At 72.2% G+C, this 13,391-nt stretch carries 12 protein-coding genes; 5 read left to right on the forward strand and 7 right to left on the reverse strand.

Translation table 11 applies throughout. The features are described 5' to 3' along the window. Positions 1-8 precede the first annotated feature (8 nt). Entirely contained in the window at positions 9-722 is a 714-nt protein-coding gene (locus ITJ55_RS06320) for an ANTAR domain-containing protein (RefSeq protein ID WP_370544045.1), read from the forward strand. A gap of 271 nt (positions 723-993) precedes the next feature. Here the strand turns inward: ITJ55_RS06320 and ITJ55_RS06325 are convergent, their stop codons facing one another. Next, entirely contained in the window at positions 994-2,589 is a 1,596-nt protein-coding gene (locus tag ITJ55_RS06325; RefSeq protein ID WP_194594541.1) for a 3'-5' exonuclease, read from the reverse strand. Between the two features lie 194 nt (positions 2,590-2,783). Here ITJ55_RS06325 and ITJ55_RS06330 point away from each other — a divergent pair, with 194 nt between their 5' ends. From ITJ55_RS06330 to ITJ55_RS06345, 4 genes are all read left to right on the forward strand, one after another. Then, positions 2,784-3,344, forward strand: coding sequence for an MOSC domain-containing protein (locus tag ITJ55_RS06330; protein ID WP_194594542.1), 561 nt, complete (start codon positions 2,784-2,786; stop codon positions 3,342-3,344). A gap of 95 nt (positions 3,345-3,439) precedes the next feature. After that, positions 3,440-3,796 (forward strand): PRC-barrel domain-containing protein, encoded by a 357-nt coding sequence (locus tag ITJ55_RS06335; protein WP_056259078.1) that lies wholly within the window; start codon positions 3,440-3,442, stop codon positions 3,794-3,796. Positions 3,797-4,212: 416 nt separating this feature from the next. After that, positions 4,213-5,721, forward strand: a complete 1,509-nt coding sequence (locus ITJ55_RS06340) for an MFS transporter (RefSeq protein WP_194594543.1) — start codon at positions 4,213-4,215, stop codon at positions 5,719-5,721. Positions 5,722-5,788: 67 nt separating this feature from the next. After that, on the forward strand, positions 5,789-6,958 hold the full coding sequence (locus ITJ55_RS06345) for an acyltransferase (protein ID WP_194594544.1): 1,170 nt from the start codon (positions 5,789-5,791) through the stop codon (positions 6,956-6,958). A 70-nt stretch (positions 6,959-7,028) separates the two neighbouring features. On the opposite strand, the gene epsC is transcribed toward ITJ55_RS06345, so the two are convergent. From epsC to ITJ55_RS06375, 6 genes are all read right to left on the reverse strand, one after another. Continuing rightward, positions 7,029-7,580, reverse strand: coding sequence for a serine O-acetyltransferase EpsC (gene epsC, locus ITJ55_RS06350; RefSeq protein ID WP_194594545.1), 552 nt, complete (start codon positions 7,578-7,580; stop codon positions 7,029-7,031). A gap of 1 nt (position 7,581) precedes the next feature. Continuing rightward, positions 7,582-8,520: a cysteine synthase A gene (gene cysK, locus ITJ55_RS06355; protein ID WP_194594546.1), complete on the reverse strand. Its 939-nt coding sequence runs from the start codon at positions 8,518-8,520 to the stop codon at positions 7,582-7,584. Positions 8,521-8,688: 168 nt separating this feature from the next. Beyond that, entirely contained in the window at positions 8,689-9,612 is a 924-nt protein-coding gene (locus ITJ55_RS06360; RefSeq protein ID WP_194594547.1) for a hypothetical protein, read from the reverse strand. 327 nt (positions 9,613-9,939) lie between these two features. Then, on the reverse strand, positions 9,940-11,637 hold the full coding sequence (locus ITJ55_RS06365; protein WP_370544046.1) for an FAD-binding oxidoreductase: 1,698 nt from the start codon (positions 11,635-11,637) through the stop codon (positions 9,940-9,942). After that, positions 11,634-12,614, reverse strand: coding sequence for a lysophospholipid acyltransferase family protein (locus ITJ55_RS06370; RefSeq protein ID WP_194594548.1), 981 nt, complete (start codon positions 12,612-12,614; stop codon positions 11,634-11,636). The genes ITJ55_RS06365 and ITJ55_RS06370 overlap by 4 nt, the downstream gene beginning before the upstream one ends. Beyond that, entirely contained in the window at positions 12,611-13,390 is a 780-nt protein-coding gene (locus tag ITJ55_RS06375) for an SDR family oxidoreductase (protein ID WP_194594549.1), read from the reverse strand. Before ITJ55_RS06375 ends, ITJ55_RS06370 begins: the two co-directional genes overlap by 4 nt. Position 13,391: the final 1 nt, after the last annotated feature.

Genomic DNA, 13,391 nt, shown 5'->3' on the forward strand with positions numbered 1-13,391 from the left:
TGACGCCCGTGACCGACCGCGACAGAGAGACCCAGCTCTTGCAGACGTTCGTCACGCTCGCGGACTCGCTCGTGACCGGCTTCGACACCATCGACGTGCTGCAGATGCTGGTCGAGCGCACCACGGCCCTCTTCGACGCAGCGGACGCCGGCATCATCCTCGCAGGCGCGACCGGCGAGCTCGAGGTGATCGCGTCGACCAACGAACGCAGCAAGCTCGTCGGGCTGCTGCAACTGCGTGCCGGCGAGGGGCCCTGCGTCGAGTCCTACACCACCGGCACGGTCGTCTCGGTGCCCGACCTGGCCGACGTCGACGAGCGCTGGCCGGTGTTCGCCGACCTCGCGCGCGACTCCGGTTACGGGTCGGTCCACGCCATCCCCCTGCGCCTCCGCGACCAGAGCCTGGGCTCTCTGAACCTCTTCCGCGACACGACCGGGGTCCTGAACGCCGACGACGCGACGGCCGCCCAGGCACTCGCCGACGTGGCGACCATCAGCATCCTGCAAGAACGAGCCCTCCGCGAGATCGACTCGACCCGGGGCCAGCTGCAACGTGCCCTCGACAGCCGCATCGTCATCGAGCAGGCCAAGGGCGTCGTGTCGTACACCCAGTCCGTCGACATGGACGAGGCGTTCCAACGCATCCGCCGCCACGCCCGTGAGAACCGGCGCCCGCTGGTCGAGGTCGCCTCCGACATCGTGGCCCGACGCCTGACCGTCTGACCGACCCTCTGGTCGTGGGCCTCCGATGCGCGTACGGTGAGGTTCGGCAGCCCCGGACCCTGGTCGCCCGTCTCCCGCACCTCGCAGGCAGACAGACCGGAGCTCTCATGCACCCTCGACCATCCGACCCCATGCCGCACACCCCGCTCGGCAGCGCCGGCGGTGTCCCGACCGTCTGGCCCTCGCTCGACGCCGACGACCACGCCGAGGACGATCCCGCGCTCTGAGCCGTCAGGCCGCGGTGCGTCTGAGCCGTCAGGCGTCGGAGCCGTCAGGCCGCGGTGCGTGACCGGCGCGAACGGGCGAGCACGAACGGCAACTGCGTCTCGTCCACCACCGGCACCCCGTACGACAGCGCCTTGCGCACCTTGCCCGAGCTGCAGGCGACGTCGGCGGCGACGACCAACGACGTCTCGGTCGTGACCGCCGGCCAGACGACGAGCCCCGCCCGCTCGAGCGAGCGGACGAGCACGTCGCGACCCTGGCTCAGCGACCCCGTCAGGGCGACGCGGGCGCCGGGGGCCAGCGGGCCGACGTCGGGCCGGGCCAGGGTCGGCGCCCGGGTCTCGACCGCGGCGCCGAGGGACTCGTCGAGCCCCTCGATGACGTCGAACTCGTCGAGCTCGTCGTCGTCCGCCGGTCGCGGTGCCCGTTCGACCACGGACGGCACCAGGGCGGCGTCGCGGCGGTGCGGGGCGATGCGGAGCATCTCGGCGACGGCGTCGACCTGCCGCCGCTCGTCGTCCGAGAGGACGTCGTGCGCCCAGACGGTCGAGACGAGCGAGGCGAAGTAGCGGTCGTGCAGCACCTCGCGCGCCGGCTCGTCGAGGTCGAGTTCGACGGCGAGCGTGGCCAGGTTGTCGGCCTCGTCCCTCGAGAGGTACCCGTCGGACAGGGCCTTGTCGAGCATCGCCGCGTACTGGTTCTGCCGGCGGTCGAGGTCGAGCTGGGGCAGCAGCTCGGTGGCCCGTTCGAGGAACCTCGGCTCGGCGGGAGCCGGCTCGACGGTCAGGCCGAAGACGTCGCGATCGAGGTCGAGGTCGACCGGTCCCGTGAGGTGCATGCTGCCCGTCGGGCTGGCCGGCGGCACCGCGGCCGGGGCGGCGGGCGGCACTGCGCCCGAGGCCGACAGCACGGCGCCCGCCGAGGGGACGGGGGCGAGCTCGGGCGTCCGGGCGACGCGGCGCCGGGACCGCCAGGCCGCGCGGCCGGGGCCGTGGGCTCCGTCGTCGGCCCCGCCCGCGCCTCCTGCGAACCGGGGGTGGGGCGTCGTCCGGGGGGTCTCGGCGGTCGGCCACTGCTGCAGCGCGGCGTACCGACCCCACTCGCGCCACCACGACGACTGGGCGTCGCCCATGCGCAGGTAGGCGGAGAGCAGGCGGGCGGTGGCGGTGGCGTCGGCCAGCGACTCGTGGGCGTCCGTGAGGTCGACGTCGATGGCCGCGCAGCAGTCGGCGAGGGTCCGGCCGGCACCGGGCAGGTAGGTGGGGGCGAGCTTCATCGTGCAGAGGGCGCCGGCACCGTCGGGCCCGAGCGGCGACTCGAGCCCGAGCCGCGCGAACTCGGCCGCGAGGAACTGCGCCTCGAACCGGGCGTTGTGGGCCACGACGACGCGACCGCGCAGGCGGTCGCACAGGTCGTCGACGACGTGCTCGAACCGGGGCGCTCCGCGCACGTCGGCGCTGCGCAGGCCGTGCACGTGGATGGGCCCGAGGTCGCGCGACGGGTCGACGACGGTCTCGAAGGCCGCCTCGACCTCGCCGTCGGCGTCGAGGTGCACGATGCCGATCTCGATGATGCGGTGGTGCCGTCCGGGCCAGAGCCCGGTCGTCTCGACGTCGATGACCGCGTAGCCGCCGTGAGCCATGCCACCCCTTTCGTCGGGGCGAGCCTGGCAGGTTGCCCGATGGGCATCCAGCCCGCATCCGGGTGACACTCCGTCGGGGGGGGGGGGGGGCTCACGCCGCGGGCGGCGCCGGGGACGCGACGACCGGGGAGGCGCGGCCCAGGAGGCGCGGGTCGCGACGCCGCGTCGGTCGCGTCGTCCGCCACCATGGAGGCATGACCACCACACAGGCCTCCGTCACCGCCGTCTGCCGCGTGTCCGCCCTGCTGCCCGACTCGGGCACGATCGGCGTCACCGCCATCGACAAGCGTCCCGTGGACGGGCCCGTGCACGTCCGGCCGCTGGGCCTCCGGGCCGACGTGCAGGCCGACCGCAAGCACCACGGCGGCCCCGAGCAGGCGGTCTACGCTTTCGCCGACGAAGACGCGGCGCACTTCGCCGAGCTCTTGGGGCGCGAGGTCACCCCGGGGCTGTTCGGCGAGAACCTGCGGACGTCGGGCGTCGACGTCACCGGTGCCGTGGTCGGTGAACGGTGGGCCGTCGGCGAGTCCCTCGTGCTCGAGGTGACGAAGCCGCGCATTCCGTGCGCCACCTTCGCCCGGCGGCTCGGCGAGACGCAGTGGGTCAAGCGCTTCATGGCCGAGGGGCGTCCGGGCGCGTACCTCAAGGTCGTGCACTCGGGACCGGTCGAAGCGGGCGACGCCGTCGTCGTGCTGTCGCGGCCCGACGACGGCGTCACGATCGGCGACGTGTTCGCCGGGCGGGCATCCGCCTGAGCCGTCGCATCGGGCGTGCCTGAGCGCCGACGGCCCGGCCCTACTACCGTCGGACCGGACGGGCCGGGACGCGGCCCCCGCCAGAGGAGGCACCCATGTTCGAAGCCGAGAACATCCGCGACTGGATCGGCATGCCGGTCGTCGACCCCGAGGGTGACAAGGTCGGCTCGCTCGAGAGCATCTACTTCGACACCGCCGCCGACCAGCCGGCGTTCGCCACGGTCACGGCCGGGCTGCTCGGCCGCTCGCGCCTGGTCTTCGTGCCGCTGCAGGGCGCCGTGGTCACCCCGAAGCACCTCAAGGTGCAGTTCGAGAAGAAGCTCGTCAAGGACGCGCCGTCGATCGAGACCGACGGCGAGCTCGAAGCCTCGCGCGAACCCGCCGTGTTCGAGCACTACGGCCTCGTCTACCAGACCGGCGCCGGCGGCGAGCGCCGCCTCGGTCGCCGCTGAGGCGACCCGGGGGTCCGCCCTCGACGACGGAGGAGGCGCAGGTCGGTGACCTGCGCCTCCTTCGTCGTCGAGGACGTCGCGGGCGCGGTGGAGGTCGCAGGCGTCCGAGACATCACAGGCGTCGCAGGCGTCGCGGTGCGCGCTCGAGTGCAGAACGTGCAAAAATCAGGAGGCGCTGGTCGGTGACCAGCGCCTCCTGCGTCTCGCACCCGCCCCGACGTCGTCGTCGCGCGCGTCGGCCTCGTGCCGCCCCGGCCTCCCGCTCCCCACCGGCGCCTCCGGCCCTCCCCCGCTCCTGCCGTCCCGTCTTCCCAGTTCTGCCTTCACCAGCTCTGCCTTCAGCAGCTCTGCCTTCACCCGCTCTGCCTTCACCCGCCTCGCCTCACGGCCCGTGCCGCCGCCCGAAAGGCCACACCATGTCCCACGCCTCCGCCCCGACCGGCGCCGCGTCACCCGCCACGCCCGGAGCCGGCCCCGGCCAGCCCGCGGGCGTGCCCCGCCACGCCTGGTACGCCCTCGTCGCGCTGCTGCTCGGCATGTTCATCGCGCTGCTCGACACGACCATCGTCAACGTCGCCCTGCCGACGATCCGCACGACCCTCGACGCCTCGGAGTCGACCCTGTCGTGGATCATCTCGGGCTACGCGCTGGCCTTCGGCCTGGCACTGATCCCCGCCGGTCGCATCGGCGACCGCATCGGCCACAAGTGGGTGTACTTCGTCGGCGTGCTGCTCTTCACGGCGGCGTCGCTGGCCTGCGGTCTGGCGCAGGACGACACGCAGCTCGTGGTCTTCCGCATCGTGCAGGGCCTGGCCGGCGGCATCTTCGTGCCCGCGGTCACCGCGTTCATCCAGTTGCTCTTCCCCGGTCGGTCGCGCGGCAAGGCGTTCGCCATCATGGGTGCCGTCATCGGCGTCTCGTCGGCGCTCGGCCCCATCATCGGCGGCCTGATCATCCAGGCGTTCGGTGACGAGAACGGCTGGCGCCTCGTCTTCTACGTCAACCTGCCGTTCGGCGTCATCACCCTGATCGCCGCCGCCGTCCTGCTGCCGAAGCGCGACGAGTCGGTGCCCCGACCCGACCGAGGGCTCGACTGGATCGGGCTCGTGCTGGTCTCGGGCGCGTTCGTCGCCCTGCTCGTGCCGCTGATCCAGGGGCAGGACGAGGGTTGGCCGCTGTGGACCTACCTGACCATCGCGGCGGGCGTCGTGCTGCTGGCCCTCTTCGGCCTGTGGGAGGTCGCCTACACGAAGCGCGGCAAGACGCCGCTCGTGCCGCCGAAGCTCTTCGCCCACCCCTCGTTCACCGGTGGCGTCGTGCTCGCGCTCGTCTACTTCGCGGCGTTCACCAGCATCTTCTTCACGATCTCGTTGCTCTGGCAGTCGGGCCTCGGCCACAGCGCCCTGGCCTCGGGCGCCGTGGCGATCCCCTTCGCGATCGGCAGCATCATCAGCTCGTCGCAGAGCAACCGCCTCGCCGCCCGACTCGGTCGCGGCGTGCTGATCCTCGGCACGGCGCTCGTCACCGTCGGCCTGACCTGGATGTGGCTCGTGCTCGTGACGGTCGACGCCGCCGACCTGACGAACTGGCTGCTGCTCGTGCCGCTGCTGCTCGCCGGCCTCGGCAACGGCTTCTTCATCGCGCCGAACGTGCAGTTCATCGTCTCGACCGTCGACCGTCAGGACGCCGGCTCGGCCAGCGCCGTCATCTCGGCGATCCAGCGCATCGGCTCGGCCGTGGGCATCGCGATCATCGGCAGCGTCCTGTTCGGCACCCTGACGATCTCGGGCCGCACCCCGGCCGACGTCGCGACCGGCTTCACCGACGCCGCCGCCCACGCGATGCTCGTCAGCGCGATCTTCGCCCTCGCGTCGTTCTTGCTGGTGTTCGCCCTGCCGCGCCGCGTGCCGCAGCAACGCGGGTAGCTCGTCCGGGCCGGCGCTCGGGGCACGCGTCCGGGCGGCACCAAGAAAGTTGAGGCACACTGCAACGATGCCCTCAGCCCTGCCGACCACGGAGCCGACCGAGCACCCCGTCTCGACCACGCGTCGCGACCGGGTGCTGCCGCTCGACGGCCTGCGCACGGTGGCCATCGCCCTGGTGGTGCTGTACCACCTGCACGTGCCCGGCTTCGGCAGCGGCTTCGTGGGCGTCAACGTCTTCTTCGTCCTGTCCGGCTACCTGATCACGACGCTGCTGCTGCGTGAGCACGCATCGACCGGTCGCATCCGGCTGGGCCGCTTCTGGGTGCGTCGCCTGCTGCGGCTCTACCCGACGCTGCTCGCCGTCGTGGTGGTCGGCGTCGCGTTGTGGTGGCTGGTCGGCGACTACCAGGGGTCGACCCTCGGCCCGATCGGCGCCGCCCTCATCGCCCTGACCTACACCGGCAACCTCGCGCGGGCGTTCTTCGACACCTCGCAGGGCGTCTTCGCCCCGATGTGGAGCCTGTCGATGGAGGAGCAGTTCTACCTCGTCTGGCCGCCCGTCCTCGTCCTGCTGCTCGCCGTGGCGGCGCGGCGCAAGGCCCTGGTCGCCGGTCTGTCGACCGTCGTCGTCGCATCCGCCGTCGCCACCTGGTTCCTCTACGACCGTCCGTCCGGAGGCGCGACCCCCGACATCTACTTCAGCCCGGTCCTCAACGTGGCCCCGTTGCTGATGGGCTGCGTCCTGGCCGTCGTGCTGCGGTCCGAGCGCGTCCGCACGGCCCTGGCCGGCCGCTGGGGAGCACTCGCCACCTGGCTCGGCCTCGCCGGGGTCGTCGGCTCGCTCGTCGTGATCGGCTCGGGGTGGCAGCAGAACGTCCTCACCTTCGCGGTCGCCCTGCCCGCCGTCGGTCTGGCGTCCATGTTGCTGATCGGCGGTCTCGTCACGGCTGCGTCGCCCGTCGCCTGGGTGCTCTCGCTGGCGCCCGTCGCCTGGTTCGGTCGAGCCATCTCGTACCCGCTGTACCTCTGGCACGTCGTGTTCATCGCCCTGATCGAGCCGTTCGTCCAGGGGACCCTCGGCATCGTCCTCGTGCTCGCCGCCGCGATCGGGACGTCCGTCCTGTCGCACCACTTCGTCGAGAAGCCGGCCCTCAAGCTCAAGGGGCGCTTCGAGCCCCGCGAGCCGCGCCGCGCCTCCTCGTCGTCCGACCGCGAGCCCGAGCTCACCCACGCCTGATCCGGCGTGCCGGTGCCGTGCCGGTGCCGCCGGTGCCGCCGGTGCCGGGGCCTTGCCGGAACCGGCCTGGTCAGTCGGCGCGGCGCCTGACCACGGCGGGCACGCCCACGGCGACCGACCCGGGCGGGACGTCCTTCGTCACGACCGCGTTGGCCCCGACGACGCTGCCGTCACCCACGGTGACGCCGCCGAGCACGGCGGCCCCGGCACCGATCATCACGCCGTCACCGACGGTGGGGTGTCGGCGGCCGAGCGCGCCTCCTCGTCCCTTGCCGCCGAGGGTCACGCCGTGGAAGATCGTGCAATCGTCACCGACCACCGCGGTCTCACCGATGACGACGCCCATGCCGTGGTCGATGAACAGGCGGGCGCCGAGGCGCGCCCCCGGGTGGATCTCGACGCCGGTCAGCGACCGCACGAGCTGCGAGAGCAGCCGCGCGACGAACCGCGAGCCGAGGAGGCGCGGCGTCGGCCCCGCGCGCCACAGCCGCGAGGTCACGCGGTGCGCCCACACCGCGTGCAGGCCCGAGTAGACCAGGGCGGTCTCGACGCGGCCCCGAGCCGCCGGGTCGCGCCTCGTGACGGTGTCGAGGTCCTCCCGCAGGCGGGCGACCAGGCGCACCTCAGGCGTCCGCGAGGTCCTGGAAGAGCACCGTCGACAGGTACCGCTCGCCCGTGTCGCAGACGATCGCGACGATGCGCTTGCCGGCGTTCTCGGGCCGCTTCGCGATCTCGAGGGCGGCGTGGACGATGGCACCCGACGAGATGCCCGAGAGGATGCCCTCCTTCGTGGCGAGGTCGCGGGCGACGCGCAGGGCGTCGTCGAGCTGCACGGGGAACACCTCGTCGATCTGCGAACGATCGAGCACCTCGGGCACGAAGTTCGCCCCGATGCCCTGGATCTTGTGCGGCCCGGCCTTTCCCTCGCTGAGCAGGGGCGAGTCGGCGGGCTCGACGGCGACGACCTTGACGCCGGGGACCTGCTCGTGCAGCACCTGGCCGACGCCGGTGATCGTGCCGCCGGTGCCGACGCCCGCGACGAAGAAGTCGATCGCGCCGTCGGTGTCGCGCAGGATCTCGGGCGCCGTGGTGCGGCGGTGGATCTCGGCGTTGGCCTGCGTCTCGAACTGCTGCGCCCAGATCGCGTTCTCGGTCTCGGCGGCGATCTGCTTCGCCCGCTCGACGGCGCCCTTCATGCCCTCGGGGCCGGGGGTCAGCACGATCTCGGCACCGTAGGCCCTCATGACGGTGCGGCGTTCGACGCTCATCGTCTCGGGCATCGTGACGATCACCCGGTAGCCACGCGCGGCACCGACGAGGGCGAGCGAGATGCCGGTGTTGCCGCTCGACCCCTCGACGATCGTGCCGCCGGGCTTCAGGTCGCCCGAGGCCTCGGCCGCGTCGACGATGGCGACGCCCAGACGGTCCTTGACGCTGGCGCCCGGGTTGTAGAACTCGAGCTTGGCCAGCACCTCGGCACCGCCTTCGACGGGCAACGAGTTGAGCCTGACGAGCGGGGTGTTGCCGAAGGCCGAGGTGATGTCGGCGTGGATTCCGGGCATGCGCGGGTCTCTTCCGTGAGCGGGTTCTGTGCGGACGAATCGATGCTCATCTTAGGCAGCCCCGCTGCGCCGCCCCCCTGTGTGTCGCCCGGCGACCCCACCCGCCCCGCGCCGCCCCGCGCCGCCCCTCGCTCGCCACCACGCCAGGATGTGGGCACAGCACCATGCCTAAACCTGGCGGTGTGCCCACATCGTGGCGTTGTGTCGCGGCCTGAGCTGGATGCCGACGTCTCGGAGAGTCCTGGCGAGCGGAAGGCGCAGGGCGACGTCGTCGGCGTCACATCGACCGAGCGCGCGGATGCCACCGGATCGCAGCAGCCGCCGTTCACGGTCTTTCTCAGCCTTCACCACCGCCGACGGGACCTCGCCTGCGCGCATCGCCGCATCGTCGTACTTCGCCTTGCCGTCGAACTCGAGCGCCGCGTCACCGATCACGAAGTCGCAGCGACCCGCCAACCCCTGCTCGTCGAAGAACTCAACCTGCATCGCGGGCTCCGAGGCCCCGAGCTCGAGGAGCGCCAGGCGACACAGCGACTCACCGCCGTTCTCGGCCCACGGTGTCGAGAACAGCGCGACCCGCCGAGCCGTGGAGAGTCCCCGCGTACCTGGTGCCCGGGCCAGCCGTTCGACCAGCAGCTGACGCGCGTCCTCGGCCACGTCCTCTACGCGCGACCGATGTCGGGCGGCCGACGTCGGGTCTCGTCGAGCGGCCGAGGCGAAGCAACCCGCCCGGATCGCCGCGCGCCGCAGGACGGCATCGACGCAGAGCACGCCGTCGGCGAACGACGCCGTCCTGGACCTGTCGACGGCCGTCCGTACGTCGTTCGTCACGGGGACCCCGTCGACCTCGACGACGTCCCGAGCGCCGACTGGTCCGGGATGACGAACGACACGGTCGGTCACGTGCATCCGGTCACGCGACGGATCGATCACATGGACCGGCCCGCGCGGCCAGCCCGCGCTCGGGAGCCCGTGCAGGGCGACCGCCGACGCGTGCGACACCACGGCACCCGAGGACAGTCCCGCGAGGACGGCTCGCACCGTCAGGACGTGTTGCTGACGCGGGTCGAGCCGCACCCAGTCCGCCGTCACGACGTACGCCCCTGGATGCACACGATGGAACACCCCGCGCCTGGCGTCACGACGCAGGGCGGAGCCGTGTCTGCTCTGTGAACCGTGGGTGGCCGCGAAGACGAGGGGCGGAAGGGAGGTGGGCACGAGGACACCGTGACCGACCGGTCGCGTCCTCGGGGCGCGACCCGCGCCTCCTTGTGGACGCACCATCGGGGCGCTGGTCCTGTGCACGAGATGATGCATCACGCACGACGCCACGAGATGGGCACAGCACCATGACTAGTCGTGGTGCTGTGCCCATCTCATGGCGGCAGGCAGGCCGGCGCAGCCGGCGGCGGCGCGGGACTACGCGCCGGTCACCTTGCCGGGGTTGAAGACGCGCCCCGGGTCGGCCGAGTCGAACAGCCCCTGCATGACGGCCACGCCCTCGGGCGAGACGTCCTGGGCGAGCCAGGGCTGGTGCTCGAGCCCGACGCCGTGGTGGTGCGAGACGGTCGCGCCGGTGTCGATGAACGCCTGCTGGATGGCGTGCTTGACGACGTCGTACTCGGCCTCGGCGTCGGAGCCGTGCTCGAACGCGAAGGTGAAGTAGAGGCACGCGCCCGAGTGGTACGAGTGCGACAGGTGGCCCATGATCCAGCCCTGCTTGCCGATCGAGTCGAAGGCCTGGTTCGCCGCGGCGTAGACGCGCGACGAGACGAGGCGCAGCTTCGACCAGGGGGCGGCGGTCTCGGAGACGTCCGCCGCGCCTCCGTGGTCCATGAAGAAGTCGCGCAGGTAGGGCGTGTCGAACTTCTTCTGGTCGTAGAGCTTGCCCGGCCCCTTGCCGACGCTCATGCCCTTGTTCGCCTTGACGATCTTGCCGACCGCCTTCTGCGTGTGGGCGACGTGCTCGGGGGTGCCCTCGTAGCCGATGAACGACAGGCACATCGCGTCGACGTCCCAGCCCTTCGCCTTGAGGATCGTCGGCAGCAGGTCGGTGACCTTCTGCGAGATGCCCTTGCCGGGCTTCGAGGTGGCGAACGAGAACGCCGTCTCGTGGGCGTCGCTGACCCGCGTGACCGAGGGGCGCGCGTCGCTCTCGGCGATCGCCTGCATGGCCGCGAGGCCGTCGTGCCACGACGGGAACAGGTAGGCCAGGATCTCGCGCTTCTCGGGCAGGCGGTGCACCTGGGCCGTGACCTCGGTGATGACGCCGAGGCGCCCTTCGCTGCCGATGATCATCTCGCGCAGCGACGGGCCGGTCGAGGCGCTCGGCACGGCGCGGATCGACAGCACCCCGCCCGGGCGGACGACGCGCAGGCCCTTGGTGATGTCGGCGATGTCGCCGTACTTGTCGCTCTGCATGCCCGACGAGCGGGTGGCGACCCAGCCGCCGAGCGTCGAGTGGGTGAAGCTGTCGGGGAAGTGCCCGAGGGTCCAGCCGCGGGCGTTCAGCTGCTCTTCGAGGTCGGGGCCCTGGCCGCCGGCCTGGATGCGGGCGAGGCCGCCGTCCTCGTCGATGTCGAGCACCTGGTCGAGGCGTCCCATGTCGAGCGAGACGACCGTGCGCTCCTCCGTCGGCAGCGGCTCGAGGCTGCCCACGATGTTGCTGCCTCCGCCGAACGGGATCAGCACGAGGTCGCTGGCCACGGCCAGGTCGACGACGCGCTGGATCTCGTCCTCGTCGGCCGGGTAGACGACGACGTCCGGCACGCGGTCGAGACGGCCGGCGCGGATGCGGATCAGGTCGCGGATGCTCTTGCCGTAGGTGTGCACGACGCGGTCGTGGTCGTCGGTGACGACCTGCCCGTCGCCCACGATCTGGACGAGCGAGTCGAGCACCTCGGTGCCGGCGCGCGAGGCGGGCACGTCGAGGTCGTCGAACGAGAGCCCGGTGTCGTGCCCCTGCGACAGCTCGACGCCGACGATCTTCTTGACGAAGGGTGCGAAGGCGGGCTTGTCGTCGTGGTGGAAGGCGACGCCCTCGACGCCCCAGCCCCACCACTTCATGTGCTTGACGCCGTCGACGGCGGGGCTCTTCTTCTGCTTGACGTCGGTCACGGGCGTTCTCCTTCGAGCGGGTCTGACGAGCCCAGGATGCGGGCGGTGTTGGCGTCCTTCAGACGCAGGATCTCGGTGCGCACGCGCGTCGAGAAGTCGGAGACGGACTCGCCGTCGTGGGGCCGCATGGGGTCGCCGAACGCGACGCCGACGGGCAGCCGCCCGGGCCGGGGCCAGCTGCGACCCCGGGGCTGGGCGATGTTCGCGCCGATGAGGGCGAGCGGCACGACGGGCACGCCGCAGGCCGACGCGAGTGCGGCGGCGCCGGGCTTGAACGTCGCCACGGTGCCGTCCTTCGAGCGGGTGCCCTCGGGGAACACCAGCACGGGGTAGCCGCGCTGCAGCAGCGACCGTGCGCTGACGGTGGGCTGACCCTGGCGCCCCCGGGCGGCCGCCTTGGCCGCGGCCCGCCGACGGGCCGAGCTCTGCGGCGTCGACCCCGCCGAGGCCCCGGACGAGGAGGCGCGGGTCGCGTCGGCCGCGGACGCCGCCGTCCCCGAGCCCCGCTGCACCGGGAACGCGTTGAAGAACAGCTCGGTCAGCTGTCGCCGCCACGGCACGTCGAAGAAGTAGTCGGCGGCGGCACCGGTCGCGAGGTAGCGCGCGAGCTTGCGGGGCAGGGCGCCGAGGATGAGCGGGGCGTCGAGGTGGCTCGAGTGGTTGGCGACCACGATGAACCCGCCCGTGAGGCCCTCGACGCGATCACGGTCGATGACCGTCACGTCGGTGATCGACCAGATGGTCGGCTTGAGCACCATGCGCTGGGCGACGTAGCGCGCCATCGCGTGGCGTCGCGAGCTGAACCGGTCGCGCACGTCGCTGGCCACGCCGCCCGCGCGCTGTGCCACGTCGCCGGCACGCTGGGCGACGTCGCCTGCCCGCTGGGCCACGTCGGCGCGGACGTCGTCGACGCGCTGCGCCACGGCGTCGAGGCGGGCGTGATCGCGACGCCCGTCGCGGTCGTGCCGCACGCTCACCGACCCACCGGCTTGCGACGGCTCGACGAGATCGCCCCGGACGCGGCACGGACGGCGCCCTTCGGGGCGTGCCGGACCAATCCCATCAGCACCTTGTACCGAAGCGTGGGCATGGAGATCACCTTGCCTTTGTCGACGTCGCGCAGGCACGCGACGACCAGTTGTTCGGTGCTGAGCCACAGGGCGTTGGGTATCGACGACGACTTTATGCCGGCACGTTGATGGAACTCGGTCCGCACCCAGCCCGGCAGCAGGGCCGTGACGCCCACGCCGGTGCCCTTGAGCTCGACCGAGAGGCCTTCGCTGTACGAGGTGACCCAGGCCTTGATCGCCGAGTAGCTGCCCATCGCCATGAGGCCGGCGGTGCTCGAGACGTTGACCACGTGCCCGTGCCCACGCTCGCGCATCGACCGTGCCGCGGCACCCGAGAGCACGAGCACCGCGCGGCACATGACCTCGAACGCGAGGTCGTGGGCGGCGACGTCCGTCGAGGTCAGCGGGGTGTGCATGCCGAAACCGGCATTGTTCACGAGCAGGTCGACCGGGCGAGCCGGATCGGCCAACCGATCGGCGACGCGGTCGACGTCCGAGCGGTCGCCGAGGTCGGCGGCGAGCACCTCGACGTCGCGGCCGAGGGCGCGCAGCGCGGTCGCCGTCTCGTCGAGTCGGGTGAGGTCACGGGCGACCAGGACGATGTCCCAGCCGCGCGTGGCGAGTTGGCGGGCGAATTCGGCTCCGATGCCGGACGTGCCCCCGGTGACGAGCGCTACAGCCATG

Origin of the sequence: Frigoribacterium sp. VKM Ac-1396 (assembly GCF_015350895.1) — a bacterium.
In the GTDB taxonomy this organism is placed as follows: domain Bacteria; phylum Actinomycetota; class Actinomycetes; order Actinomycetales; family Microbacteriaceae; genus Frigoribacterium.